At 65.6% G+C, this 25,873-nt stretch carries 21 protein-coding genes and 5 pseudogenes; 13 read left to right on the forward strand and 13 right to left on the reverse strand.

Features of this window, described 5'->3' with window-relative positions; all coding sequences use genetic code 11:
• Positions 1-6 precede the first annotated feature (6 nt).
• From ACQP1O_RS17115 to ACQP1O_RS17130, 4 genes are all read left to right on the forward strand, one after another.
• Positions 7-519 carry a TetR/AcrR family transcriptional regulator gene (locus ACQP1O_RS17115; RefSeq protein WP_433567709.1) on the forward strand — a complete coding sequence of 171 codons (513 nt, stop codon included), beginning with the start codon at positions 7-9 and terminating at the stop codon, positions 517-519.
• A gap of 186 nt (positions 520-705) precedes the next feature.
• Positions 706-1,221 (forward strand): VOC family protein, encoded by a 516-nt coding sequence (locus ACQP1O_RS17120; protein ID WP_433566757.1) that lies wholly within the window; start codon positions 706-708, stop codon positions 1,219-1,221.
• Positions 1,218-2,882 carry an FAD-dependent monooxygenase gene (locus ACQP1O_RS17125; RefSeq protein WP_433566758.1) on the forward strand — a complete coding sequence of 555 codons (1,665 nt, stop codon included), beginning with the start codon at positions 1,218-1,220 and terminating at the stop codon, positions 2,880-2,882. The genes ACQP1O_RS17120 and ACQP1O_RS17125 overlap by 4 nt, the downstream gene beginning before the upstream one ends.
• Positions 2,879-6,397, forward strand: a complete 3,519-nt coding sequence (locus ACQP1O_RS17130; protein ID WP_433566759.1) for an indolepyruvate ferredoxin oxidoreductase family protein — start codon at positions 2,879-2,881, stop codon at positions 6,395-6,397. Before ACQP1O_RS17125 ends, ACQP1O_RS17130 begins: the two co-directional genes overlap by 4 nt.
• 491 nt (positions 6,398-6,888) lie before the next feature.
• On the opposite strand, the gene ACQP1O_RS17135 is transcribed toward ACQP1O_RS17130, so the two are convergent.
• Positions 6,889-7,326: a PaaI family thioesterase gene (locus ACQP1O_RS17135; RefSeq protein WP_433566760.1), complete on the reverse strand. Its 438-nt coding sequence runs from the start codon at positions 7,324-7,326 to the stop codon at positions 6,889-6,891.
• A 128-nt stretch (positions 7,327-7,454) separates the two neighbouring features.
• Here ACQP1O_RS17135 and ACQP1O_RS17140 point away from each other — a divergent pair, with 128 nt between their 5' ends.
• From ACQP1O_RS17140 to ACQP1O_RS17150, 3 genes are read left to right on the forward strand one after another with little or no spacing between them, the layout of a single operon-like run.
• Positions 7,455-8,081 carry a malonic semialdehyde reductase gene (locus ACQP1O_RS17140; protein ID WP_433567710.1) on the forward strand — a complete coding sequence of 209 codons (627 nt, stop codon included), beginning with the start codon at positions 7,455-7,457 and terminating at the stop codon, positions 8,079-8,081.
• A gap of 26 nt (positions 8,082-8,107) precedes the next feature.
• Positions 8,108-9,055 (forward strand): alpha/beta fold hydrolase, encoded by a 948-nt coding sequence (locus ACQP1O_RS17145; RefSeq protein ID WP_433566761.1) that lies wholly within the window; start codon positions 8,108-8,110, stop codon positions 9,053-9,055.
• Between the two features lie 14 nt (positions 9,056-9,069).
• Positions 9,070-9,939, forward strand: a complete 870-nt coding sequence (locus tag ACQP1O_RS17150) for a fumarylacetoacetate hydrolase family protein (protein WP_433566762.1) — start codon at positions 9,070-9,072, stop codon at positions 9,937-9,939.
• Between the two features lie 287 nt (positions 9,940-10,226).
• Here ACQP1O_RS17150 and ACQP1O_RS17155 read toward each other — a convergent pair whose 3' ends face one another.
• The gene (locus ACQP1O_RS17155; protein ID WP_433566763.1) at positions 10,227-10,688 is read right to left on the reverse strand and encodes a hypothetical protein; all 462 of its coding nucleotides are present in this window, start codon (positions 10,686-10,688) and stop codon (positions 10,227-10,229) included.
• 258 nt (positions 10,689-10,946) lie between these two features.
• On the opposite strand from ACQP1O_RS17155, the gene ACQP1O_RS17160 reads away from it, so the two are divergent.
• Both ACQP1O_RS17160 and ACQP1O_RS17165 read left to right on the forward strand, forming a co-directional pair.
• Positions 10,947-11,432, forward strand: a complete 486-nt coding sequence (locus ACQP1O_RS17160) for a GNAT family N-acetyltransferase (RefSeq protein ID WP_433566764.1) — start codon at positions 10,947-10,949, stop codon at positions 11,430-11,432.
• Positions 11,433-11,568: 136 nt separating this feature from the next.
• A pseudogene (locus ACQP1O_RS17165) lies at positions 11,569-12,018 on the forward strand (formylglycine-generating enzyme family protein); the annotation flags it as partial.
• Between the two features lie 506 nt (positions 12,019-12,524).
• Here ACQP1O_RS17165 and ACQP1O_RS17170 read toward each other — a convergent pair.
• A complete protein-coding gene (locus ACQP1O_RS17170; RefSeq protein ID WP_433566765.1) occupies positions 12,525-13,085 on the reverse strand; it encodes a hypothetical protein in 561 nt (186 codons plus the stop codon).
• Positions 13,086-13,119: 34 nt separating this feature from the next.
• A pseudogene (locus ACQP1O_RS17175) lies at positions 13,120-13,281 on the reverse strand (MFS transporter); the annotation flags it as partial.
• Positions 13,282-13,346: 65 nt separating this feature from the next.
• Here ACQP1O_RS17175 and ACQP1O_RS17180 point away from each other — a divergent pair.
• Positions 13,347-13,637: pseudogene (locus tag ACQP1O_RS17180) on the forward strand (endonuclease/exonuclease/phosphatase family protein); the annotation flags it as partial.
• A gap of 673 nt (positions 13,638-14,310) precedes the next feature.
• The gene (locus tag ACQP1O_RS17185; RefSeq protein WP_433566766.1) at positions 14,311-15,666 is read left to right on the forward strand and encodes a Vps62-related protein; all 1,356 of its coding nucleotides are present in this window, start codon (positions 14,311-14,313) and stop codon (positions 15,664-15,666) included.
• Between the two features lie 740 nt (positions 15,667-16,406).
• On the opposite strand, the gene ACQP1O_RS17190 is transcribed toward ACQP1O_RS17185, so the two are convergent.
• The 4 genes from ACQP1O_RS17190 to ACQP1O_RS17205 all read right to left on the reverse strand — a co-directional run bounded on the left by ACQP1O_RS17190 (position 16,407) and on the right by ACQP1O_RS17205 (position 21,947).
• Complete coding sequence (locus tag ACQP1O_RS17190; RefSeq protein WP_433566767.1) at positions 16,407-16,775, reverse strand: hypothetical protein; 369 nt, start codon at positions 16,773-16,775, stop codon at positions 16,407-16,409.
• A gap of 2,122 nt (positions 16,776-18,897) precedes the next feature.
• Positions 18,898-19,071 carry a hypothetical protein gene (locus ACQP1O_RS17195; RefSeq protein ID WP_433566768.1) on the reverse strand — a complete coding sequence of 58 codons (174 nt, stop codon included), beginning with the start codon at positions 19,069-19,071 and terminating at the stop codon, positions 18,898-18,900.
• A gap of 553 nt (positions 19,072-19,624) precedes the next feature.
• Complete coding sequence (locus ACQP1O_RS17200) at positions 19,625-20,848, reverse strand: PucR family transcriptional regulator (protein ID WP_433567711.1); 1,224 nt, start codon at positions 20,846-20,848, stop codon at positions 19,625-19,627.
• 166 nt (positions 20,849-21,014) lie between these two features.
• On the reverse strand, positions 21,015-21,947 hold the full coding sequence (locus ACQP1O_RS17205; protein ID WP_433566769.1) for a class I adenylate-forming enzyme family protein: 933 nt from the start codon (positions 21,945-21,947) through the stop codon (positions 21,015-21,017).
• Between the two features lie 35 nt (positions 21,948-21,982).
• On the opposite strand from ACQP1O_RS17205, the gene ACQP1O_RS17210 reads away from it, so the two are divergent.
• Entirely contained in the window at positions 21,983-22,108 is a 126-nt protein-coding gene (locus ACQP1O_RS17210) for a hypothetical protein (protein ID WP_433566770.1), read from the forward strand.
• A gap of 239 nt (positions 22,109-22,347) precedes the next feature.
• On the opposite strand, the gene ACQP1O_RS17215 is transcribed toward ACQP1O_RS17210, so the two are convergent.
• The 5 genes and pseudogenes from ACQP1O_RS17215 to ACQP1O_RS17235 all read right to left on the reverse strand — a co-directional run bounded on the left by ACQP1O_RS17215 (position 22,348) and on the right by ACQP1O_RS17235 (position 25,358).
• Positions 22,348-22,620 carry a hypothetical protein gene (locus ACQP1O_RS17215; RefSeq protein WP_433567712.1) on the reverse strand — a complete coding sequence of 91 codons (273 nt, stop codon included), beginning with the start codon at positions 22,618-22,620 and terminating at the stop codon, positions 22,348-22,350.
• 70 nt (positions 22,621-22,690) lie between these two features.
• Positions 22,691-22,969: pseudogene (locus ACQP1O_RS17220) on the reverse strand (recombinase family protein); the annotation flags it as partial.
• A 154-nt stretch (positions 22,970-23,123) separates the two neighbouring features.
• Positions 23,124-23,827: pseudogene (locus tag ACQP1O_RS17225) on the reverse strand (PAS and ANTAR domain-containing protein).
• Positions 23,828-24,046: 219 nt separating this feature from the next.
• Positions 24,047-24,283 carry a hypothetical protein gene (locus ACQP1O_RS17230; RefSeq protein ID WP_433566771.1) on the reverse strand — a complete coding sequence of 79 codons (237 nt, stop codon included), beginning with the start codon at positions 24,281-24,283 and terminating at the stop codon, positions 24,047-24,049.
• A gap of 649 nt (positions 24,284-24,932) precedes the next feature.
• Positions 24,933-25,358: an Hsp20/alpha crystallin family protein gene (locus ACQP1O_RS17235; protein ID WP_433566772.1), complete on the reverse strand. Its 426-nt coding sequence runs from the start codon at positions 25,356-25,358 to the stop codon at positions 24,933-24,935.
• A 147-nt stretch (positions 25,359-25,505) separates the two neighbouring features.
• Between ACQP1O_RS17235 and ACQP1O_RS17240 the strand changes: the two genes are divergently transcribed.
• Entirely contained in the window at positions 25,506-25,862 is a 357-nt protein-coding gene (locus ACQP1O_RS17240) for a MerR family transcriptional regulator (RefSeq protein ID WP_433566773.1), read from the forward strand.
• Positions 25,863-25,873: the final 11 nt, after the last annotated feature.

The following is a 25,873-nucleotide window of genomic DNA, read 5'->3' on the forward strand; positions in this document are numbered from 1 at the left end:
CAGGCCGTGGAGCTCTTCGCGGCCAACGGATATCGAGGGACGAGCGTTGCTGCGGTGGGGCGTGCCGCGGGACTGGCTTCATCGGCAGTGCATTGGTACTTCCCGACGAAGGACGATCTGTTCGCGGCGGCCGTGAGGTCGATATTCTCGACGGCTCGGGATCGGGTGGAGGCGGATGCCGGCATAGCTGGTGATCCACGCGGCGAACTGGTTGGGTTGCTGGATGCTGTTCAGCCGTATCGCTCGCTGCATCGCGAAGCGTATGAGCGAATGGCGGAGTCGGAGTCCGTTCGCGCCGCCTACGAGGAAGTCCAGCGTTGGCTCGAGCAGCGACTGTTCGGGGCAATCGCCAATCGGCTGCCCGAGGGTGCGGATGTGGCTCTCATCGCCGACGCTGCGCATGTGCTGTTCGAAGGAATTCTCGTCAGTACGCGTCGCGTCGACCGGCCGATTGGCGAACTGATCGACCTGCTCACCGATGCGCTGGTGGCGTCGGCGGCCGTCAAGGCTCGCCACTGATCTTCTCCTTCATCCGGGATCGCTTGTAACCCAACGGATTCTGGCGTTCTCTGATCTTCGATTCGTCGGTCGATCGCTTCCCGGGGTAAGCGTCTGAACTTTCTCTTGACTGACAATCATGAGAGTGGCTACGGTGTCTCGAGTCACAGTCAAGAGATTTGATCTCACTAGTCGGAGGTGCCAACGGTGGCGTCACCAGCCAAACTCGCGCATGTGGTCTTGCGGACCGGCCAGGTCAAGGAAATGACCGACTGGTATGTCCAGGTTCTGGAAGGTCGTGTTGCCTTCGCCAACGACATGCTGGCCTTCATGACCTACGACGATGAGCATCACCGGGTCGCTTTTATCGGCACCGGGGCCTCGGAGCGGCCGGGCGACATGCATACCGGCCTGCATCACGTCGCGTTCACGTATGCCTCGCTCGAAGATCTGATCGGTACCTATCAACGCCTGAAATCCGTTGCAGTGGAGCCTTTCTGGTGCGTAAATCACGGGCCGACCATGTCGATGTACTACCAGGATCCCGATGGCAACCAGATCGAGTTGCAGATCGACAGCTTCGAAACCGACTCCGAGACACAGGCGTTTTTCGAATCCGACGCCTTCATCACGAATCCCATCGGTGTCGACTTCGACCCTGAAGAGCTGATCACCCGATACGAGTCGGGCGAGCCTTTCGCGGATCTGGTGAAGCGGCCGTGAGCATTGACACCCAAACCCCCGTCGTGATCGTCGGCGCCGGACCTGTCGGGCTGGCGACCGCGTATGTGCTCGGGACACACGGTGTCCGTAGCCTCGTATGCGAACAGTTCGACGGGATCAACCCCCATCCCCGGGCACACGTGGTCAACACCAGATCCATGGAGCTGCTGCGTAGTTGGGGTGTCGCCGACGGAATACTCGACGATGCTGTGGATCTGAACTGCGGATTGAGCTTCGTTTGGAAGCACACCGTGGCGGGCGAGGAATTCGGTCGCATCGATCTCGCCGATGCACCCGAGCCATTGGATCGGCGGTTGTCCTCCTCGTCGGTCACAATCGCCTCTTGCGCACAGGACCGCGTCCAGCAGCGTTTGCTGGACGCGGTACGCGCACAGGGCATGGCCTCGGTCCGGTTCGGAACACGGGTCATTTCTGTTGACGACCTCGGCGACGCGGTGGCTGTCTCGACCGAAACAGCCGACGGCAGCTCCACATTGCGCGCGGGCTACATCGTGGCCGCCGAGGGCGCCTCCGGCTCCCTGCGCCGCGGTCTCGGCATCGGCGTCGAGGGAATCCCGGAATTCGGCCGACAGATCAACATCTATTTTCACGCCGATCTGTCGCAGTGGACCGACGAAGATCCCGCCTTGCTGTTCTGGGTTCTCAATACCGGCTGTCCCGGTGTGCTGATTCGCATGGGCGGCAACCGCTGGACCTTCAACATCGGGTTCGACCCCGCCGCCGAAGCCGTTGCCGACTACACGCCGCAGCGCTGTGCCGGACTGATCCGGGCCGCTATCGGCGCATCGGATCTCGAGTTGGAGATCCGCTCGGTGGGCAGCTGGATTCTGGGCGCGAGCACGGCCACGCAGTACCGGAAAGGCCGCATCTTCCTCGTCGGCGACGCGGCACATCAGTTCCCTCCGACCGGTGGCCTGGGCATGAACACCGGACTGGTCGATGCCGACAACCTCGGCTGGAAGCTGGCGGCCGTACTCAACGGCTGGGCTCCGGAGGCACTGCTCGACACCTACGGCGCCGAGCGGCGTCCGATAGCTCTGGCCAATGCGCAGCACAGTATCGAGAACGCGGTCAAGATGGCCGATGCCGGCATCGGGCCCAACACGATGGAAGTGGCCGCACGGCTGGAGAGTTCGGATCCGGTTGTCGCTGCGGCCGAGCGGGTTCGGCTCGGCGCAGCCGTTCCCGAGCAGCGACCGCACTTCGACAGTCTGGAGCTCGAGATCGGCTATGTCTATGGGGCACAGTGTGAGTCGGTTGATCCGGTGGTGGCCGTCGACCCGGTCACAGCTGCGGTGCGAGGAGCTCGGCTTCCGCACGCCTGGATCGGCACAGATAGCGGGCGAGTTTCGACGCTGGATCTGGTGTGGCCGGGATTCACCCTCATCACCGGACGTGATGGTGCAGCCTGGGCCGAATCCTTGACCGAAGTGGCCGGATCGACACCCGCGCGAGCGTTCGTGGCAGGTCGCGACTTCGACTGCGAGGGTGACGCGCCCTGCGGCATCGGTGCCACCGGTGCGGTATTGGTGCGCCCGGACGGCCACATCACCTGGAGCACGGCGGAACTCTCGCCGACTCCGGACAAGGACCTGATCAACGCCTTCGACACGGCCCTGGCCAGGACCGGTGGTGCATGAGCGGACCCACGCAACCCGTCTCGCCACGGGATCGATACGTCGCGGAGCGCGGTACGGCGCACCTGACCGGGATACAAGCTCTCGCCCGTCTACCGCTGGACGCGCGCCGAGCCGACGCTCGGGCCGGTCGCCGCACGGCCTGCTTCATCTCCGGCTACGAGGGCTCACCACTGGCCGGCTATGACACCGAACTCGCCAGGAGCGCAACGCTACTCGCGGACCACGACATCGTATTCCAGCCCGGTGTGAACGAAGAACTGGCGGCCACGGCAGTACAGGGCACGCAGCTGGCGGCGATGCAGCCGGACAAGCGAGTCGACGGCGTGAGCGCGATCTGGTACGGCAAGTCGCCGGGCCTGGATCGCGCAGCCGACGCGATCCGCCACAGCAACATCATGGGCACCCATCCCGCGGGCGGAGTTCTCGCGCTGGTCGGCGATGATCCAGCGGCGAAATCCTCTTCCGTACCAGGTGCTTCGGAGCTGCTGCTCGCCGATCTCGGACTGCCCATCCTGTATCCGGCAGATCCGCAGCAGGCATTGGACCTCGGTCTACACGGGATCGCGATGTCACGTATGTGCGGTCTGTGGGTGGCGATGAAGGTCGTCACCAATGTTGCCGATGGGTCCGGCACCGTCGAGTTGGATCCCGACCGGGTCCAGCCTGTCCTGCCCGACCTCACTGTGGATGGCATCGAGTATCGGCATGAGGTGACCGCCCATGTCCTGCAGCCGACACTCGGCGCGCTGGAGCGCAGCCGGGACGGGGCCCGGCTCGAGATCGCCCGCCGCTACGCCGCGGCCAATGCGCTGAACCGCATCATGCACCGCGGCGCCGAGGATCGGGTCGGGATCATCGCCGCGGGCAAGACCTTTCTCGATGTGCGCCAGGCGTTGCGCATGCTCGGGCTCGACGAGCAGGAGCTGACGCGCTCAGGCGTCCGTCTGCTTCAGCTGGGGATGATTCATCCGGTGGAACCATCGATTATCGAAGCCTTCGCCGACGGTCTCACCGAGATCATCGTGGTCGAAGAGAAGCGCCCGTTCGTCGAGACCGCGGTGAAGGATCTGCTCTACGGTCGCGACGACGCGCCCACGGTGTCTGGGAAGCGAATGCCCGGTGGCGCAAAGCTTTTCCCGCTCGACGGAGAACTGGATCCGGACGGCGTGGCCGCCGGGCTGGCGTCGCGGTTGTCACGCATCGGCGGATTCACCACCGTGGACTCCTGGCTCGCACGCGCGCGTCCGCGGCGTGGAGCGATTCCTCTGCCCTTGGTGACGCGTACGCCCTACTTCTGTTCGGGCTGCCCGCACAATGTTTCGACCAAGATTCCCGCCGGGGCGACTGTGGGAGCCGGGATCGGCTGCCATGCCATGGTCACCCTCATGGACGCCGCTCAGGTGGGGGAGGTAGCCGGGATGACGCAGATGGGTGGTGAGGGTGCACAGTGGATCGGCATGGCGCCCTTCGTCGATCGTGATCACCTGATCCAAAACCTCGGCGACGGCACCTTCCACCACTCCGGAAGCCTGGCGATTCGAGCAGCCATCGCTGCCGGCATCGACATCACCTACAAGCTGCTCTACAACTCCGCGGTCGCGATGACCGGCGGGCAGCAGGCGGTCGGTCTGATGTCGATCCCGGCTATCTGCGAGGCGATGAACGCCGAGGGCATCGCCCGAATCATCATCACCACCGAGGACACCCGCAGGTACCGCAAGGCGAAACTGCCCGGAGGAGTCGAGGTTTGGCCGCGTGAACGGTTGATCGAGGCGCAACAGACGCTGGCCGCGACCAGCGGTGTCACCCTGCTGATCCACGATCAGGAATGCGCCACCGAGCTGCGGCGCAAACGCAAACGCGGGCTCGCGCCAGAACCGGTGCAACGCGTCATGATCAACGAGCGGGTCTGCGAGGGTTGCGGCGATTGCGGCCAGAAGTCCAATTGCCTGTCCGTGCAACCGATCTCCACCGAGTTCGGCCGCAAAACCAGGATCGATCAGTCCTCTTGCAACAAAGATCTCTCCTGTCTGGCCGGGGACTGCCCCTCGTTCCTCACCGTCGTACCCGCCCGCCGGAAGACCGGTCGGCCGACGGCCCCCGCCGTTGACATCGAAACGATTCCGGATCCCCGCTCGAGTCTGCAGGGCACACACGTCACGCGTATCACCGGTGTCGGGGGAACCGGGATCGTCACTGTCGCACAGGTTCTCAGCACCGCGGCCTCGTTGTCCGGGCTCCATGTGCGCGCGCTCGACCAGACCGGGCTCGCGCAGAAGGGTGGTGCGGTGGTCTCTGACATCAAGATCACCGCCGAACCGATCGAGCAGGCTGCCAAGGCTGCCGACGAGGAATGCGACCTCTATCTCGGCTGCGATCTGCTCGTCGCCGCGGACAGCAAGTATCTCGTTGCAGCGCATCCGGACCGGACCGTGGCGGTGATCTCGACCAGTGAGGTGCCGACCGGGCAGATGGTCATCGATCCCGGCGTGGAGTACCCTGCGCGGGGACCGATCGAGAGCACGTTGCGCAGTGCGACGCGCGATGCGGTCTTCCTGGATGCCCGACTGGCCGTTACCGCGCTGCTGGGGGCCGACCAGTACGCGAACATTCTGCTCGTCGGCGCTGCCGTGCAGACCGGGTCGCTGCCGCTGACCCCAGCCGTTGTCGAGGAAGCGATCACCCTCAACGGGATCGATGTCGCCGCGAACGTCGCCGCATTCCGATACGGCCGCCTGGCGGTCGCGAACCCCGCGGAGTTCACGGCGGCGATCAACGGCAAGCCCGTCAATGCGGATCGGAATCGCCCGGTCCCGAACGGGATTCGCGAGTTGATCACGGCATCGGCAGGCGGTTCGGACACGGAATTGGCGCGGCTGCTCACCATCCGGGCACCGGATCTCGTCGAGTACCAGAGTTTTTCGTACGCCAGCAGATACATCGAGTTCGTGGACCGCATCCACCAGGCGGAATCGCGGCTGGTTCCCGGGGCGACGGCGCTGTCGGAATCGGTTGCGCGCAACCTGTACAAGCTCATGGCCTACAAGGACGAGTACGAGGTAGCCAGGCTTTCCCTCGATCCGGCCGTGTCCGACGCGGTGGCGGCTGAGTTCGGTCCCGGCGCGCGCATTTCCTACCGGCTGCACCCGCCGGTCCTCAGGGCGATAGGCATGCGGGACAAGCTCGAGCTCGGACCGTGGTTCCGGCCGGTGTACCGCACCCTGAAGGGCATGCGGCGGCTGCGCGGCACTCGCTTCGACCCCTTCGGCGTCGCCGGCGTACGCCGTCAGGAACGTGCTCTGATCGAGGAGTACCGGTCGATGCTCGAGGAGGTCATCGCCGACTTGGGACCCGAAAACCATCACCTGGCTGTCGAAATCGCCGACCTGCCGGATATGGTGCGCGGCTACGAGTCGATCAAGCTGGACAGTATTGCCCGCTACCGTGCGGTGGTCGCAGAGCTGTTGGAGGACTACCGGCGTACTCGCCGAGCGGTCGGCACAATCCAGGGGTAGCCGCAGATTCGGTTTGGAACGATCGCCGCATGGGGCAAGGAGGGCCAGAAGTACGTAGGAACTCGGGAAGGCCGCCCGATGGTCGGCGTCGGAGTGATCGTCGAACGTCCCGACCGGCATATCTAGCTCGGTCGGCGCACGAAACCGGCGGAACCACCGACGTGGTGCCAGACCGGCGGCCATCTCGAGTGCGGGGAAAGCGTTGAACAGGCTTTCGCGCAGCGGCAGAAGCGATGGGGACAGTTACCTTCATCGATGGGGTGGGATGCTGGATCCAGTCGGAGTAACCGAACGAGGTGAACACCGGTCGGCCGAGGGCATCGGGAGAGAGAACAGCCCTGGCGGTGCGCACACTGTCGCTGTACCGAACAACTATGCGCACCTTGATATCTCGGCCGGGACGTTACTCGCAGTCGGCCTGATCTACCCGAGCCGTGCCGAGGAAGCGCTGGAAAGTACGCCGAGATCGGACGCCATGACCCTGTGCTCGGCTAGCCCACCTGGTAGGTACCCAGCCCCTTTGCAATCAGTCGGCCGCCCTCGGTCGTGGCGATGTCCACGGTGCAGGTACTGAGCCTGCGGCCCTGGCGTACGCGAGTGCCGATGATGTCGAGATCTTCGGCGTACGCGGCCTCGATGAACTCGATGGACATCGAAACGGTCACGCCTCGAAGCTTTTCCGGTATGCGCGGTCCTGCCCAAGCGGCGGCCATGATGCCGATGTCGACGCAGCCGGCCAATGCACCGCCGTGGACCATGGTTCCGATCGTGACCAGGTTGTCTCGGTAGGGCATGCGGAGACGGGCGTGGTCGTCTCCGAGTTCGATGAGTTCGATGCCGAGATGGCGAACGAACGGGGAGTTCGGCAGGAATAGGCGCATGGCTTCGGACCCACTCGTGGGGGCCTGGGTGGTGTCGAGTTCGGACATGGAGGGACCTCTCGGGTGCTGGGTCGATGAGCGGGAGTCGGGCCCGCTTCGCAGAAACAATCTCTTGACTTGTGATCATGAGATGTTCTTGACTGATAGTCAAGACAGCCGCCGATCGGCGGAACGAGATTGAGGACACCATGACCGAACAGCTCACCCGCACGTTGCCGCTCCTCGACGAGGCAGGGCGCGCAACGCTTTTCACCGCGGCGCGCACCGCCAATCGCTTTGCCGACATCCCTGTGACCGATGCCGAACTGCGCGAGATCTGGGAGCTCGCGCGGTGGGCGCCGACCGGGGCGAACACCCAGCCGTTGCGGGTGTTGTATGTCGGCGCCGGTGATGCGCGTCGTCGGCTGGTTGAGCACATGGATGAAGGCAACAAAGCCAAGACCGAGGCGGCCCCGGCGGTCGCGGTGCTTGCGCTGGACACGCACTTTCACGAGCACATGTCGCAGTTGCTGCCTTTCCGCCCCGAGCTCGGCGACGTGCTGGGTACGAACGAGGAATTGCGCACCAGCACAGGACGATTCAATGCCGCGCTGCAGGCCGGGTATTTCATCCTCGCGGTCCGCGCACTCGGCCTCGCGGCCGGACCGATGGGTGGATTCGACGCGACGGGCGTAGATACCGAGTTCTTCCCGGACGGACGGTGGCAGTCGATCCTCGTGGTGAACATCGGCCATCCGGGCGAGAACCCGTGGTTCGATCGCCTGCCTCGTCTCGATCCCGCCGACATCGTCCGCTGGGCCTGACGCAGCGCATCACGAGGAGAGTTTCAATGACCGAATTGCGTCACCACTACGTCGAGATAAACAGGCTCAGGCTGCATTTCGTCGAGGCGGGCGATGGGCCGGCCGTCGTACTTTGCCACGGTTTTCCCGAGCTGTGGTACAGCTGGCGTCATCAGCTTCCCGCATTGGCGGAGGCAGGGTATCGGGCGATCGCACTCGACATGCGCGGGCACGGTGAGTCCGAGGCGCCCGATGCGGTGGAGGACTACGACGTCTGTCGCACAGTCGGCGATGTCGTCGGATTGCTCGATCTCCTCGAGATCGACAAGGCGGTCTTAGTCGGCCACGATGCAGGTACCTCGACGGCCTATCACGCGGCTCTGATGCGGCCGGATCGCGTCCGCGGTGTAATGGGGCTGTCGGTTCCCTACATCCCGCGCGGGCCGCTCAGCATCCTCGAAGGGTTCGATGGCGCGGTGCCGGACGGCTTCTACATGCGTTATTTCCAGGATCATGGCGTCGCGGAACGAGATCTGGAACGCGATGTCGAAGAAAGTCTCCGGCGGCTGATCTATGCGAACTCCGGGCTGAACCCGCAGGTTCCTTTCCTCATGACGGTGCCGGATGGCGGCACTCTCATCGAGGAGCTGCCCACCCCGGGCGGCCCGATGACGTTCCTTTCGGACGCCGATCTGGCTGTGTATTCGGAGAACTACTCTCGCAACGGGTTTCGCGGTGGCCTCAACGGATACCGTGTATTCCAACGCAATTGGGAGATCACCGCACCATGGCATGACATGGCACTGCCGGTACCGAGCGCCTACGTGGGCGGAACTGCGGACACCGTCCTACATTTTCCAGGCTTCCGTGCTGCGGCAGAAGCCATGGGACAGGCCACGTTTCTCGACGGTGCGGGGCACTGGATTCAGGCCGAGCGGCCCGGCGATGTGAATGCCGCGCTGCTGTCCTTCCTGGCTTCGCTTCCCACGACCTGAATCGGAAGGAAACAGTGCGTCTCTACAGCACCGATGAGGGCATCGCGCGTGAGGACGTCGAGGGCACCCTGGCCGTACTCGATCTGCCCTACACCGGCTTGATCGACCTATTGGAAGGTCCGGGGCTGGAGGCCGCGCGTATCGCACGGCCTCTGCGCGAGGTGCCGCTCGAACACACCGGACTGCGTCCATTGCTGTCCCGGCCCGGCAAGTTCTTGACGGTCGGATTGAACTACCCCAGCCATGCCCAGGAGGCACTCGAGAAGTTCGCCTCGATCAGCCGCCACGATGTCCAGCTGCCGACGGAGCCGAACGTTCAAATCGCGGCGGGGTCGGCCGTGACCGGTCAGCACCAGCCGATCGTGCTACCTGAAATCGCTGCCGACCATGTCGATTTCGAAGGTGAGATCGCGGTGGTGATCGGCCGCAGTGTGAAGGACATCTCCACGCACGCCGAGGCATGGGCGTGTGTGGCGGGGCTGACTGTGCTCAACGATGTCACCGCCCGCGATATTCAGCGCCGTGCCTATGCCGGGGATCCGGTTGCCTCGATCGGTGTCGCGAAGAGTTTCGACACCTTCAAACCGCTCGGGCCCTGCCTGGTGAGTGCCGACGAGTTCGCCCAGCCGCTGGATCTTCGGCTCCGTACCTGGGTGAACGGCGAGCTGCGCCAGGACGACCGATCGAGGAGTTTCCTCTACTCCGTTCCGGAGCTGATCTGCTATCTGTCGCGCTATCAGACCCTCGAGCCAGGTGATGTGATCGCGACCGGAAGTCCGCGCGGCGCAGGCCAATTCACCGAACAATTCCTGCGCGCTGGAGACGTCGTGAGCATAGAGGTGGAGGGAATCGGCAGGCTGGTCAACCCGGTGGCCACAGCCTGAGAAGCTGTGGCCGGTCGGCCACGCCGCGACTGCACGCCGAGCGGTGAGGTAAGCCCGCCACCACGCACCGCCTCACCGCTTTTCCATGTTCGCAGCAGCACTGCGGTGTCTTGAACATCAGTTGAGAGCCCCTCGAGACCGACAACACACTCTTGACTTGCAATCAAGAGGCTCTATCTTGATTGAGACGCACACCGCGGCCGCGGGCAGTAACCCTGTGGGAACCTGTGGATTCACAGGCCACGGCGGCGAGCCTGCCGTTTGGGCGTGCACCGGCCATGTTCAGTTCAGAGGTCGGCTGCCGGGTCGGAGAAGTTGGGAGTGATAGTCAATGGTGGGCTGGCGTCGGGTGCTGAAGTTTCGGGCTCGGAGCGGGCGGCGTGGCTACGGATATGATGCTCGGTTTCTGTCTCTGCGGCCGTGAGGTGGGAACGCCGCAGCTGTTCGCGCTGGAGTTGGTTGAACTCATCGACCAGCCAGTCATTTTCGGCGTTCGATGGGGCCTCAACGGTTGGGTGGGCGGGACCGTATAGAAGTGCTTCGGTGTCGGTAGGTGCTAGGCGGCGGGTGATGGTTTCGATGTGCTGAGCCAGTTCTTCGTCGGTCAGGAGAGTGAGTGTATTTGGCGTGTCGATATCTCTTTGAATAGGAGCGATGCCGGGACGGGAGACGGTAATGGCTTCGGGTAGGTGTTGCGTGACCCATGCTTCGATCTCGGCTCGGGCTTCGGGATGGTGTAGGGCCGGCAACGGGGGCGTGTGTTCCGCTGCTCGCGGGCCTGCGATTGGTGTCGTTGGTGCCCGCCACCGACTGAGAGGATGCCCGGCTGTCTGGTCTGATCGCCGTCGACGACCAGCGCCGCGATGGTGATCGTGGCGTAGCGGTCGGAGTGGGCGCATCTGGGGACCGGATACGGCGACGTCCATGCCTCACCGGTTCGGAACCCCGACAGCGCTCACCCAAAACCATTTGCCAACACAGCTATTCTTCAGCAAAGGTTGTTGTTCGTGACGACGACTCCCAGTGCCCACCCGGCTGCGCGCGTGCCCGAACCGCCCTCGCTGACCATCCGTCCCTACAGCCCCGAGGACGAAGAGGCCGTGGTCGGACTCTGGAGCCGTGCCACCCGCATCGCGCATCCCTTCATCGCCGATGAGGGCTCCGGGGAGCGGGAGCGCAAGCTTCGCGAGATCTATCTCGTCCACGCCGACAACTGGGTCGCCGAGATCCCGGCCCGGGGTGTGGTCGGGCTGCTGGGAATGCTCGATGCCGAGATCGGCGGCCTGTTCGTCGACCCCAGCACCCAGAAATCGGGCATCGGAAGGCAACTGGTCGCCCACGCTCTAGGCCTGCACCCCACGGTGACCCTCGACGTGTTCGAGCTCAACACCTCCGCCCGCGCCTTCTACGCCCGCCTGGGTTTCGGTGAAATCAGCCGCCATCTCGACCCCGACACCGGCTACACCCTCATCACCCTCGAACTCACCGCCTGACTTCGCCGAGCACCGGAACCCACGACCAACGCCAACAACCGAGCCGATAAGAAATAGCAACGGCCACAACAAGTTACGTGATGCTCCGGGAATCGACTCCGGGGCATCACTGCACTTACAGCTACTTTTCGCACCGATGTTCCTCACACCCCAATACGCCGAAGAGCTGCTGCTGGCGGCTGCCGCCGGATGTGGCCGCCGATCCCGCGCATGCGGCCGACCGAGCGAGGCCGCTTGGGAGCGCGCCGCGCGCGGTGGCACTGTGCAGCAGCGGTTTCCGTGGGGCGAGGAACTCGTCCCACGCGGCCGCCGCCACCACGCCAACGTCTGGCAGGGAGTCTTCCCCACCCACAACACCGCCGCGGACGGGTATGTGGGTACTGCACCGGTAAACGCCTTTGCTCCCAACGATTTCGGGCTCTACAACGTGGTCGGCAATGTGTGGGAATGGTGCTCGGACTGGTTCACGACCGAGCATCCGGCGGCCTTGCTGGACAATCCCGCGGGCCCGCCGACCGGTACCGGCAAGGTGATCAACGGCGGCTACTATCTGTGCCACCACACCGACTGCAACCGGTCCCGGCTCGGCGCGCCGAGCGCCACCACCCGCGAATCGGGGACTGGCAACCTGGGATTCCGCGTAGCTGCGGGGTTGGTTTCCTCGTGCTCGGGCGAAAGCGCCGCCGGTCGCCGGGGTGCGGCCGTGTTTCATCACCAAGGCGATCAGCAGCGCACACACCGCGGCTGCGCCACCGAACCAGAATCCGAGCTCGTATCCCTTGTCGGCGAAGACATTCGGCAAGGTGCTCTCCTGCGGTGGCCGCCCCGCGATGCTGACGCTGGTGGTGATCGGGTGGGCGCTGACGAAGGCGGTGATGACCGCCGTGCCGATCGCGGTGCTCAGGCTCTGCGTCGCGCCCAGCATGCCGACGCTGATGCCCTGCTGTTCCGGCGGGACCGCCTCCACCATGAGGATCGGCATGCAGGCGTAGTAGAGCCCGAGCGCGGCGCCGAATCCGAAACTGTTGAGCGCGAAGGCCTGCCAGGTGTGCGGGAGCACAGCCAGCGAGACTGTGGTGATCGCGAACAGTGTCAGTGCCCCGAGCAGGGGCAGTCGGGGGGGCCGGCGCGCCGGGCCAGGAGTCCGGCGATGACGCCGAATGCCATGGCGACCAGCCCCGAAACCAATCCGATGCGTAAGGCGAACTGCATCAGGGACAGTCCGTTGCCGTAGCTGTAGCCCGGAGTGAGCGTCACGTGCACCAGTTCCGGCGGTAGCGTGTGTCCGGTCGCCTGGACGACACGTGCCAGGGTGCGTGACACGATCGTCGGTTCGAGAGCGGATTGGGAGGGAGTCTGGGCCATGTAGGCGACGGCGTAGCTGTGCACACCGACCACGCAGGCGGCGAACACCGCTGTGAGCAGCACCAGGCTGACCCGTGGCGCGAACAGCAGCCGCATGTCCATCAGCGGTGTGCTCGAGCGTAATTCGACGAGCACGAACAACGTGAGCGCTGCGATCCCGCCGATCAGCCAGGCCAGGGTCGTCATTTTGGACCAGCCCCAGCTGTTGCCTTTGGACACGTATATCAGGGTCATGGCCACGCCGCCGGAGAGCAGAACGGCGCCGGCGAGGTCGACGCGGCTGTGCACGCGAAGTTTCGACTCGGGGTACCACCAACGCCTCCATCGGCGTCATGACCGTCACAAAAGCGAACAGCACCCAGAACATCGCGCGCCAGCTGTGCTGATCGACCAGGTACCCGGCCAGGATCGGCGCAATGGCGGCGGAGAACCTGAGGCCGGTCGCCGAGATTCCGAGGCCGATCGGAACATACTTTTGCGGCAATAGATCTCGGATGAGCCCGTAGGCGACGATCGCACAAACCGGTCTTCCAGTTCGACTGCGAATACGAACGCGAGCTCCGGGCAGTCGAGGCGGCCCGGTTCATCGACGAAGTCCTCGACGGACGTGAAGAACATGTTGTGGTCCTCGGTGACTTCGATGCCACCCCGGACTCCGCCAGCATACGATTCTGGACCGGCCGCCAGTCACTGGCAGGCATGAGCGTCAGTTACCACGACGCATGGGAAGTACTGCGGCCCAACGATCGCGGGCATACCTTCACCCCGGACAACCCACTGTGGTCGCCCGCGGTGACATGTTCACGGCCGCAGGGCGGCGCATCGACTACGTGTTGGTGAGAGGGACCAGTTTCGGGCCGACGCTCGAGGTGCGGTATGTCGACGTATCGGCGTTGACACGCGAGGCGGGGTTCAGGCGAGCGACCACTACGGCGTACTCGCCGAACTCGCTGTTCCTTCACGCGCTCCAGGGGTATGGAGCTGACCCCAACGCATGCGGGTCGCGGCAGAACAGTCTCGGAGTCGATGCTCGACGTTGTCGGCAATCGTTTTCCGAACAGGCGTTCCGGTAGAACCCGCGCGGAAGACACCGAAGTTTGCTGGAGTCCTGTCACCGTCCAGGCTGCATTCGGTCGTCCGGCTCCGGCGCCCTTGTGGTTGCGCGCGGCAAGGGTTCAGCTGGCCGCTGAGGGTCCGTTTCGCGGGAATCTGCTTCGTGCAAAGCTGTTGCAGGGCATGCTTGTTGCTGGATGCGGGTGCCGGGCCTGGCAGGTTCGGTGCGCGTTCTGATCTGCCGCGATGTGTGGTTCCGCGGCCAGGTACCGACGCGCCGGCGGGGCTCGATTCGCGTTTCTTACCAGGGCTTCGGTGGTGACGGCAGTCGATGAACAGGGGAGTCCATTAGGTCTGTCGAGCAGAACTTACAACCGCCCAACCACCGTTCCCGCTCCTGCGCACTGGACTCTCCGACACCCAGCACACGGCCTCACAGCCTGACGGAAAGGAAGATCCTGTGATCTCACAGCGGTACGGAGACCTGGAGCTCGGTTTCACCACAGACTTCGTGGAGCAGAGATTTGACGCCATTGGCGGGGCGAACACCCTGGGGTTCTGGCGCCCGACCGCCCCCGCGGGGTGGTCGGTCCTGGGGACGTACTGGGCTGGATCGTTCGAGTATGACCCGCGAGGCAAGCGCGGTGGGTTGATCGTCAAGGACGCGTCATCCGCCGGGCTTCTCCGGTCCCCCGTTGACTATGAGCGGATCTGGTCGTACGAATTGCCCCTGTTCGGTCGTTTCGCGTCGCTGTGGCGGCCCAAACCGCCTGCGGGCTATGTGGCACTGGGCGACTACTTCCAGGGCGGAACCGACAAGCCGCCGGCCGATGCGATGGTTTGTGTGAAAAAGACCCACCAGGGCCGGGATCTGGTGCGGGAAGGCGAGACGAGCCGTGGTCCGTTGTTCGGCTGGAATATCGGCTTCGGTGGTCAGGTGTCGGGGTGGACCATCGGGGCGCCCCCGTACCCGAACGGCGACGTCGACAAGCACCTCTACGTTCCCACCGGCCTGTTCACCGCCGTTACCGGCTGGGACCGTCCATCACCGACGGCCGTGACGTGGGTGCTGGATCTGCCGGCGGTCGTAGAGGACGGACCCGACCCGCAAGAGCCGGTGCTGCACGGCCACCAGGCGCCGCCCGAGCAGACGGTGGTCACCGACCGGATCGTCACCGTGCCCTACTTCATGGTCAAGGACACCGACAGGGACGAGAAGTGGAAGGTCGACAACTCGCCGTTCTACAAGCTGCGGCGCAAGCGCCACTACGAGCTGATCCTGTTCCGCAACAACGAGCACGGCTCGGAGTCCCAAACCGCCTCCGAGGCCGTCACGACGGGGGTCTCCACATCGATGGAGGAATCCTTCAGCCAGACCACCGGCATCACCGTCGGCTTCAGCATGGGCGTTGAGGCCAGCGCCAAACCCTTCGGCATGGGCGTCACCACCACCATCGAGACCTCGGTGAGTACCACGGTCGAACTGGGCTACGAACGCCGCTACGGCGTGACCTCGATGGAGAGCACGACCATCACCCAGCAGCTGACCATCCCGCCGCGCTCGAGCGGCGCGCTGTGGATGGAACGCCACGAGCTGCTGCCCGTCCGCGCCGACGGTGCCATGGTCAGCACCAACGGCAAGCTCCCCTTCCGCACCAAGATCTACCGCACCGGCCAGTACCCGCCGGCCTCCGAATCCGGCGAGGAAATCGGCTACCAGGAACTGGCCCCTAACGGCCAGCCCCTCCCCGAAGCCCTGCGCCAGGCCATCCCTGCCCCGGAAGAAGCCAAACCGGACGAGACCCTCACCGCCTGAGACAACCCCGAGGAGCCGCACCCTAAAACCACAGGGGCGGCTCCTCCACGTCGAGGAACGCAGAGAACTACCCCAGCTACGCAGGTCTCTCCGATTCGGCCGCCATCGTTTTTCCGAACACGGACGTTTCGGGTACATCGGCGTGGCGGCAGTCGTGGTCGGGGTGTAGATACCTACGATCGCCTGTGGTCACCCCCGTTCCGGTGACCAAACTGGAGAATCCCCGCACCCGCCCGGTTCATCCCTCCCCGGAGGCCAGGCGGGTCCATGACCGGGATATGTGGCCGGAGGTCGTTGCCAACGATGCGTGGCAACCCGAATCACACGATTCGGTGCAGGCGTGTTGCGTCCTGATGGCCGAAAGCCCCGGGTGATAGTTGCGAACCGCCTTTTTGGACACGTGACCATTCATGCCGGAGACCGTCGTTTTCGTGCCGTCACGGCACGGCTGCTGTAATCCGCCGCGTGGTACCGGCTACGTTCTCGAGCGGATAGCCGCAAGGACGCTGGTACGGGCTGCATCGTAGCCGTCTCGCCGTCCTGGTGGCTGTCTGGACCGCCCGCCCTGGCGGTCCTGATCGGCACTGCCCTGTTGAGCCCAGGGCTGTCGCCGTGCACGTAAAGTGCTCGAAAGGGCGGCGGGACACCCCTGCAGACGGAAGCGTCCTGTCCCGCCGCCGTTCCCGAGCCTGTGCCCAGAACTCGACCGACCTACCCTGATTTGTTCGCCCATACGGACCTCACGGGCCGGACAGCTCGCGAGCTCTCGTAGAGCTCGGCCAACGTGCCGGCCCCGTGGAGGCTGCGGCGATCGCGGCGCACTGATAGCGCAGGTACGCGGCCGTGAGCAGGCCGTCGGCGGTGGCGTGCCAGCGCCGGCGGATCCGATCGGGGATCGTGAAATCGGCGGTGCGGTAGACGATTTCGGCGTCACAGAGTTGGCGGCGGATCCCGATGTCGGCCTGGGTCAGATCGGCGCCACGGTCCGGGCCGGTCAGCGACGGCCACAGTTGGGGGTAGCGGTCGTAGAGCTCGTCACAGATGGCGATCACGGACTGCCACCGATGAATCTGGGCATACAGCACGTAGAGGTCTACGAGGCGGTCCATGCGATCACCGCAACCGGAACCCGGCGCGCTTGCCCGGCCGAGCGCATCCGACGGGCATCCGTACCTGCTCATGCCACACGACCACTTCCACCGTGACGGTCGGAATTGCTGCTCAGGCCGGATGGATCGAAAGAGTCTGCGGGCCGATCCACCCGGCCGCCGAGCACGATGCACCGCCCGAATTGGCGAACGGGGCGCCGGTTCCGGAGCCATCCGCGGTGACCCCGGCCGGATGATCCGACGCGAGACTGCGGCGAGGTAACCGCACCCGGATCCCCGCCACGCCCCACGACAAGCTCACCCGCACCGCACGGTACGGAGATCCTGTGCCGCAGCGGCCGGATATCGCGCTGGTGGCACGAATCGAGAGTGCCCAGGCACGCACGGTCGCAGATGTCTCCGAATCGGTTGCGTGAGAATGCCGGACAGAACCGGGCCAGCCCGTCGATGAACCTCAATGGGGTGCAGATGACCGATCCCTATGACCGATCTGACGGGAGGAGGTTCTTTGGACTCGTCTTCCCTCTGCGGTCATAGCGAGATGTACTCGCGGATTTTGCCTTTGATCATCGGTCATTCGTCGCCGAGGTTGAGCGCTGTCGCGTCACTATCCCAGTCCGGCCAGGGTCTGACTCGGGCGGCGGGGTTCGGTGGATCGATCGTTATGGCTCGGCCGGTTCGGCCGGGCGAGGAGCGCAGAGCTCGAACTGGCCTGCCAGGCCGGTTGCTTCCAATACCCGTGTGACGCAGTAGGAACCGTCGATGCACATCGGGCAGTGGCACCGAGACCGACAACGCCTCATCGCCGAACGCGACCCGACAGTGCTGACCTCGCCGGGGTATTCCCGCCATGGTGTTCGCCGTGGCAGTGCCGTCAGGAGCGCCCCTGACGGCAGTGCGCACAATGTCGCGGCTGTGACCATGGATTCCGAACGGCCGCGCATGGCAGGTCGGCAAACAACCGGGAGATGTTTGCCGACCTGTAACTAATGGTAAACCCGGACGCGTTGACCGGTGAAAATCATTGAAGATCAAGGATTATGTCTTGATTGCAGATTGTTCGCTGAAGGTGGACGCCGAAGGCGTCACTACCTCAGTAGGTCTTTCGGTCCGCGACGCGTGCGTACCGGGCGGGCGTCGCGGGCCGCGGGACGGTGCCGTCAGGAGAGCGCCCCGGACGGCACCGCACATGGCAAGGTCAGCGAAGCCGGGGGAGGGGTTTGCTCGCTGACCCACGGCAAGAGTAATGCCGGTCATGTCTTGCCAGTGCAGTGGGTTGCCTTCGACCGCAACGTGATTGGGCCGTCGGAGGTAGGCGCAGGGCAGTGCGTTGCTGGTGCCGTCGCGCTCCGCGGTGACGCGGTGACGGTCACCGTGCCTGTCCCTGTGGGGGAGACCCGCACGCGAGGAAACCCGGCTCCCGCCGCGCGGCCTTGCGGACCCGGCCACCAAGGCACGGTCCCTGGCCGCCCGCGGATCCCTTGCGCACGCCAACCGGACTCGCCAATTCGGGTGTAACCGGCAGGCGGAGTCTCGGTAGTGGGCAGGGGATGGTGTTGTTGCCGGCGGTGTTTCACACTGAAGGCGACCGGTGTGAGGCTCCCGCTGGTCGGCCCGGATCGGTGGACAGACTGCACGGCTCGCCAGAGCGGGCAAGCACGGACCGGCACCCGGATGTCCGCGGATCCCGGACATCCGGGTGCCGGTCGGCTTCCCCGGGCAGGCCGCGGCGCTAGCGGCCATCGTCCGGGCCCCAGGCCCGGACGCTCATCCCAGTGTCCGGGCCGCCCAGCTTCCCGTGGCGCACCTTCTGAATCCCTGCCCGACTCCCGGTCTCACCGGGCGGGCTGGAATTCTCAACTCGCGGCGGCGGTGTACGCCGAGGTCGACCGCACGCGAGCAATGCCACGAAGGCCCAGGGGCAGCGATGCCGAGGGGTCTGCGCCACCGCATAGGGGGCCGACCTGCGCCATCGTAGGCGTTCAAGGTCAACGGAAGGCTCCGTTTTCAGCCGACCAATGATCACCCGGTCCCGGTTCTGCTGGGCCGCAACCAGTTCCGCGGCACCCGCCAGGAAAGAGACAGGGGCCGCGCGCGTCTCGAACCGAGACCCGGGAGGGGTTTATCGCAGGCCGTGGACCTCGGGCCAGGCGTGCAGGGGGTCGCGGGAGTACCAGTGCCCGTCCCATTCCCGCCGCGCGTCGCAGGCGGCGTAGAAGTCCTCGTCGTCGGGCAGCTCGGGAAAATACGCGGCCGGCACCGGCCGGCCGGGGTGGAAGCGGCGGGCCCGTTCCACACACCGCGCGGATTTCTCGGCCTGGTAGGCCCGCTCGAGGATCCGCTGCTCATCGCCCAGGCCGTCGTCGAGGGGGTAGTACAGCCTGTAGTAGTGGCGTGCGATCTCGGGGTCGCGGTCGTAGACCCAGTGGATCCATGCCGGGACCGCTGCACCGCCAAAGCCCGTTCGGCGAACCCGCTGCTCGCGGTCGAATCCTCCGGGTCCCGGCGCGCGACCTGACCGACCCAGGTCGCCGCGGTACCAGCGGTGGCTGCCCGCTTACGCCGATACCAATTCATAGCGAACGACTATAACCAGCTGTGACGTGTGCGAAGTGGTGCGACATCCGCTGCGACACGGCTCCGGTCCTCGGATCACCTGACGGGATTACGGTCGCGGACGAGGATTGTGCGCGGTGCTGGCGCAGTGGCTGCCTGCCCGGGTGATGGCCCACGTGTTGGTCACGGCGGTCGGAATCAGGGAGTATCACGAGCGCAGGCCGGTGAGGATGTCGCCCGGCCTCGACCATGTTGCGGGCGAACCGGTCGAACTCGGGAGTTTGCCGCCGCGGTCAGTCCGGATTCGGCCGCAGTACCGCCGCGCCGTACCAGTGGCAGATCAGCAGTGCCAGCTCGACGTCCAACCGGTCGTCGTCGGTGATCGGCCGACCGCGTCGCGAAACCGCCCGCCCGACCCGGTATTTCACCGAATTGGAATGGAGATCGAGCTGCGCGGCGGCCGCCTTGTAGCTGGATCCGGTGTGCAGGAACACCCACAGCGTCTCGCGCAGCCGGGCATCGTTGTTGTTCTCGGCGGCCAATTCGCCGAGCACCTCGTCCACCCACTCGCCGACCTCCGCGCGGGTGCCGTCGAACAGTGCCGCGGCCGACAGCCCGGGATCACTGGCCACGGTGATTCCCGGTTCTGCGCCTGCGCGGGCGAGCGCGACCGAGCGTGCGCGCAGCGCCTGCCGATGGGACCGGCGGAAGCCGGACAGCCCCTGGCCCATGATGCCGATCGCCAGACGCGGTGTGTCGGGCCGGCGGCTCGCGAAATCACGGACCTGGGTCACCGCATCGGAGCGCTCGGACCGATAGGGCAGCCAGGCCCATGCGCTGGTGCGGTCGGCGGCCGCGAACAGCGGCGCGGCCGCGGTGCCGGCCGCCTCGGCCAGCTCACGGACGAAGCGTTGCAGCCGGGTGAGTTCGTCACGACTCGCGCCGGTGTCGGGATACCAGAGGATCAGCGCCAGGTGATGCCAACGCAGCGGGTAGCGGATGGATTCGGTCGTGGCATCGATATCGACCGGCTCCCTGCCGGACAGCACCTCACCCACGCGCAGCGCGCGGGCGCTGTTGCGGCTCTCGAGCCACTGCTCACGCTCGGTCTCGTACACCGCGACGACCTGTGTGGTGATCCGGTCGATGTATTCGAACATCGGGGTGGTGATCGCCTGCGCGACCGCGACACCATCGGCGGCCGCGATGTCGCCGGCCCGCAATTCGGCGAAGACCAACTCGGTCATCCGCCGGTGGCCGACCCGATAGGCGCGGATCAAGGCGTTGACCGGAACTCCATGCTGGGCCAGGCGTCTGGCGTATTCGATGGCCGCGGTGGGAGCGTTGATCCGAGCGACGGGTATGTCGTGTTGCAGCGCGTGCAGGATGGTGTCGACATTGGCTTCCACGCTGGCGCCGAGCAGTTCGACGGTGCGGGCGTCGCCCCGCAACTCGGGGATATCGTCCTCGAGACCGCGCCGCAGGATCGCGGCGATATCGGTCACCCGCTCGTTCATGCGGGCGGCGATCCGCGCGACAGAGCGGCCCACATCGCCCTCACCGTCGCGACGAGATGTCGTCACTCCCCAACGGTAGTTACTGCGCGGTTGCCGCGCGGGAAATTGCCGACTGCACACCCACGACATTGCCGCGAGGTGGACGCCTTCGGATCAATGGTCCGAATCAGCCGGCCCGGCAGGAGTATCCCGACGGCGTCCACCGTGGCGGTGACGGTGAGCGGCGCGCTCGCACCGGAACTTCGGAGACATGGCCGTCGATGATCGGAATTCCGTAGCGGCGTCGGAATTCGGTCAGCACTTCGGCATCGGCCGGGGCCGCGCCGCAGATCGCGAACCGTACCGATGAGGTGTTCGGCCGGATGTGGGCGGGCAGCTCCGACAGCAGTGCATACGTGGCCGGAACAGCGCAGATGCATGTGGCATGGCTGCGCTCGATCCGGTCGACGAAAGTCTTCGGGCTCGAGGCCACGGTGGCGCGCCCGCCGGCGAGCAGCGGCGACACAGTGCCGACAACGATGCTGTTGACGTGGAACAACGGCAGATGCAGCAGGCCGTGGTCGGCTGCGGTGAGTTCGAATGCCTCGATCGCCACCGAGCACATGGCGTTGAGGTTGGCGTGGTCGACCGTCACGCTGTGGGATTTGCCCGTGCCATGGGTGCGGAACAGCAGCGCGAGGGTGTCGTCGCGGGGCCGTGCGGGTTCGGCGACATCGGGGTCCGCGGTGGTGAGATCGTCGGCGGGAATGACGACGCGGACCGCAGCGTCGGGGGTGGGCCGCTGCGCGGTGATCAGGACCTTGGCGCCCGTATCGGTCAGCTGATAGTCGGCTCCTGCGGCGGTCAGCGAGGGGTCGAGAGGGGTGACCGTGGCACCCACACGCCAGGTAGCGAACAGGGATACGACAAGAGCGGCGGTGTTGGGCAACATGATCGCGACCACGTCGCCGCTCGAGACCCCCGCGGCGCGCAGGGTCGCGGCGGCACGCCGCACGGCATCGAGGAATTCGGTGTTGTTCAGGTCAGTGCTGTCGTCGGCGACGGCGGCCGCGTCCGGTACGGCGGCCGCACGACGGTCCGGGAGAGTCGATAGATTCATCAGCGGTCCTCAGAAAGGGGTCCAGGGAATAGGGAATGACGACAACGGTAGAAATCACGCCGCCGCTCGGCACCGTCGTGCATGAACGAAATTCGCCGCAGACATTGTCACCGCAGGCCAATGCCGAGCTCGTATACACCGCCGTGGTAACCGGGATGTAACTACCGCCTCCGCGGCTTCCTCGCTTCCCCATGGTTCGAGCCAGGTGCGGGAGTTGATGGCGTGACCATCGGCAGCTGCCGAGGAGCGCCATGCGCGACGTTTGTCGCTCGAACCGCTCGAGCGGCACCATCGTAGGAGGCGCTGGAGCCAGGCACTCACACCCGCTACCGTGGTCGAGGTTCCCGCCCCATCCCCTTCGGGGCGGGTTCCCGCGTCTGGGGATGTCGGTAAGGATCGGTCACCAACCGCAATCGAGGGTTAGATCTGGGTTAGATCCGCGGCGTGGTGCCGCTGATGATGCGGTGGATGGTGGAGCGGCTGACGCTGTATTCCTCGGCGAGGTCGGCCAGGCTCGCGTCGTCGGCGGGGTCGTGATAGCGGGGATGGATCGTTTTCGTGCTACTGGAGACAGTTTCGGCTGTTTGCCCTTGAGGCGGCCTTTCGCGCGGGTCGTGGCCATTCCTTCGCGGGCGCGCCGATGGTTCAGGGTGGCCTCGAACTCGGCGACCACGGCGAGGGTTTGCAGGACCAGCTCGCCGAACGGGTCGCGCCAGTCCGCTGCCGAGCCCGAACAGCACGTTGCGCTCGCGTAGGCCGGTGAGGATCTCGCCGGCTTCGGCCATGTTGCGGGCGAACCGGTCGAACTCCGTCGTGGTGAGCACGACCTGCCGATCGGTGACTGCCGCGGCAGCGGAGGTGACCGCGGTGAGCGCATTGTCCGGCCCGGTGCGGTTGCGGCGGGTGGTGCCGGAGAAGCCTTTGTCGATGAAGATCCGCTCGTGCGGTACGGCGAGGGCGAGCAGTTGCTCGGTCTGGATCTCGACGTCCTGTTCGTCGGTGGAACAGCGGCACTCGCCCACCCGGATCGGTTCACCCGTGCTCGAATTGTTCCGGATAGCGGGGCAGTGCGCGGAACACTCTTACCGAACACCGGTGACCTGGGCCAGAATTCGCGCGTCGTGGTGTTCCGGTGGTGGATCGGCTTACGGGACACCTCCGTGCGGGGGCGGGGTTTCAGCGGGCGAGGCTGTGTTCGACGGGATTGTGAGGGGCGTGCTGGGGCAGGGTCAGCAGGAGCTGGTCGAATTGCGAGCGTGTCGCCGGTGATATCTGTATGGCGGCGATTTCGCCGATGAGGTGGGTCGCCAGATCACGCAGGCGGATGTTGGTTTCCTGTGACCGCCACACCAGTACGCGGAACGCTTGCTCGGCGTTGATGCCGTAGACGAGCATCAGCGCCCCCTGGCCTGCTCGATCACCACCCGATGTTGGAGTATCTGCGGCAGCAGGTCGTCGAGGAGTGCGTGGGTCTGTGCGGCGTCGCGGTCGGTCAGGTCGATGTAGTAGCCCTCGGTGCCGACCACGGCGCCGGTGTCGTCGGTGATCGAGTCCGACACGACCACGACGTGGTGTTCGATGCCATGGGTGTCGATGATGCGGTGGCGGCTCGAGAACGGGGCGTGGTCGCGCACCGAGGTGACCAGTGCCGCTTGCACTCGGTCGCGGTCATCGGGATGTTTGTGCGAGAGCAGCAGTTCGGTGGTCGGGGTCACTTGCCCGGGCGTGTAGCCGTGCATGCGGGCCACCTCGTCGGACCATTCCCAGCGTTGGTCGGCGAAATGGAACCGGAACCAGCCCGCGTGCAGTGCGTTGCCGGCGCCGACCACCTTCTCCACCGAGGCCAGCTTTTCACCGGTGCCGCCGTCGTCCTCGGTCATGGCCTCGTCGCATTCGGCGGCTGGGCGGGAGCCATGATGGTGGTCCACCAGGATCGCAGGGGGCTGGGTTCGGGCCACTGCACCACCGGTGAGTTGCCGGAATCGATTGCGGCCGTGAGCGTGTGGCCCATGTCGAGGCAATGATCGGCTGGGGCGTGCGGATGTGATCGGGCGGTCACGATGAATCCTTGTGCTGGTGTGGGTGGGGCGCGGGTGAGGTCAGACGGTGTCGCGGTTGTGGTCATAGTCGTCGTCGAGATCCAGTGGGGTGATCCAGGCTTGGTCGATACGGTCGGTGAGTTCGGCGGCGTCGAAGACAGCGCGCTCTCGTTCGGCCGGCGGGTGCAGCGCGGCGGTGTCCAGGCCGGCGTCGCGGTCGCTGTCACGGGCGAGAACGTTCTGTTCGGCGCGGTCGAAGTCGCTGCCTGCCGGGACAAAGGTTGCGGTGTTGGTCATGGCGGTCGCCCTCCTCGGATGTCCATCGTGTGGTCGATTCGGTGAAAGGGCCGGGTGAGCCCGGAAGCCCTGAGCTGACCGGGCTCACCCGTCGACGGAAGGAATCTGACGCAGTGTTGTGAACGGTCGCGCGGGGACGGGAACGACGCGCTTTGCCTGCGATGCCACCTCGGGTGGCTGTGCACGCCCGTCGCGAGTTTCTCGGAACGGGAACTGGTGCCGGGTGCAGGCTCGGGGTCGACGCGGCCCCGCTTCCCGCGCGGATCGGCTGTGCTGTTGGGGGACAGGCATCACCTCCTCGAATGCTCACGATCTCGGATTCGGGACGACACCGCGGCCAGGCCCGGGGGACCGCGCGGAGCCGATGAGACCGGGCCCGGGCTGCGGCCGTGCAGGCGGGCAGGCCAGCGCGCTCGTGTCCGACCGGACCGGCGAGCCGTTTCCGGGTCGGATCCGGGCCCGGGCGTGGGGCCTGGGGCGCGGCGGTCCTCGACCTCGGCGAACAACTCCTGGGCGTCGGGATCCGACGGAAGCAGCCGCGCATCCAACCACGAGGTTTGCGTGGCGCTGGTGCTGGTCAATGCAGCCATGACCGGGCTGCCCTTCTCCGTCGGACTCGGCGCCCTCGTACCGGCGTGCGGCACCAGAGTCAGGCGTTGATGGCCTGACGGTCGGCCGATTCGGCGCGGGTGATCTCGATCTTGCGGGGCTTGGCCTTCTCCGCGACCGGGATCGACAGGCGCAGCACCCCGTCACGGTAGTCGGCGCGGATCGCGTCGGTGTCGAGGTTCTCACCCAGGAACAACTGGCGGGAGAACACACCGCGGGTGCGTTCGGCGGCGATCATCGACCGCCCCGGATCCAGCTCCGGACGCGAGGCCTTCACGGTGACCACATTGCGTTCCACATCCAGGTCCAGCGAATCCGGGTCGATGCCGGGCAGATCGAATTCCACGAAGAACTCATCACCGTCGCGCCAGGCGTCCATCGGCATCACCACCGGCCGGGCCGGCGTGCCGAACACCGCCTGCGTCAGGCGATCCAGGTCACGGAAGGGATCAGTACGCATCAGCATGGTCGCCACCTCCGGTTCACTCCATTCTCGATCGGAAGGTAACTCAGATAACTTGTGTCATCTGGCTGAGATTTGTTTTAGCACTCTACCGAGAAGAGCGCAAGCATGGTGGTGAGGTAATCTGGAAAGCGCGAGAGAGGAGCCTGAATGCTGCCGAATCACCACGACCACTACCCGCCCGGTCACCGTCCCGGCCCGGGACAGGCGGTGTACGGGATCTCGGTGGCCGCCGAGCTGGCCGGGATGGGAGCGCACTCGCTGCGCCTCTACGAACAGCACGGGCTGCTCACCCCGGCCCGCAGCTCCGGTGGCACCCGCCGCTACAGCGACGACGACCTGGCGCGGCTGGCGCGTATCGCCACCCTGGCCGGGCAGGGGATCAACCTGGTCGCGATCGCGCGGATCCTCGACCTCGAAGACGCCAACACCGCGCTGCGCGACACCAACGCCGCGCTCACCGCCGAACGCGACCAGCTCCGCGGCCACCACCACGACTGCTCGTGACCGCCACGACA

The organism is Nocardia sp. CA-151230, from assembly GCF_050942175.1.
Lineage (GTDB): Bacteria > Actinomycetota > Actinomycetes > Mycobacteriales > Mycobacteriaceae > Nocardia.

Excerpts from the sequence above, each read along its gene's own strand:
- ACQP1O_RS17210 (WP_433566770.1), top strand. The coding sequence starts at position 21,983 with ATGACGACAACGGTAGAAATCACGCCGCCGCTCGGCACCGTCGTGCAT.
- ACQP1O_RS17145 (WP_433566761.1), top strand. The coding sequence starts at position 8,108 with ATGACCGAATTGCGTCACCACTACGTCGAGATAAACAGGCTCAGGCTG.
- ACQP1O_RS17135 (WP_433566760.1), bottom strand. The coding sequence starts at position 7,326 with ATGTCCGAACTCGACACCACCCAGGCCCCCACGAGTGGGTCCGAAGCC.
- ACQP1O_RS17240 (WP_433566773.1), top strand. The coding sequence starts at position 25,506 with ATGCTGCCGAATCACCACGACCACTACCCGCCCGGTCACCGTCCCGGC.
- ACQP1O_RS17130 (WP_433566759.1), top strand. The coding sequence starts at position 2,879 with ATGAGCGGACCCACGCAACCCGTCTCGCCACGGGATCGATACGTCGCG.
- ACQP1O_RS17235 (WP_433566772.1), bottom strand. The coding sequence starts at position 25,358 with ATGCTGATGCGTACTGATCCCTTCCGTGACCTGGATCGCCTGACGCAG.
- ACQP1O_RS17200 (WP_433567711.1), bottom strand. The coding sequence starts at position 20,848 with ATGAACGAGCGGGTGACCGATATCGCCGCGATCCTGCGGCGCGGTCTC.
- ACQP1O_RS17230 (WP_433566771.1), bottom strand. The coding sequence starts at position 24,283 with ATGACCAACACCGCAACCTTTGTCCCGGCAGGCAGCGACTTCGACCGC.
- ACQP1O_RS17190 (WP_433566767.1), bottom strand. The coding sequence starts at position 16,775 with ATGGACCGCCTCGTAGACCTCTACGTGCTGTATGCCCAGATTCATCGG.
- ACQP1O_RS17205 (WP_433566769.1), bottom strand. The coding sequence starts at position 21,947 with ATGAATCTATCGACTCTCCCGGACCGTCGTGCGGCCGCCGTACCGGAC.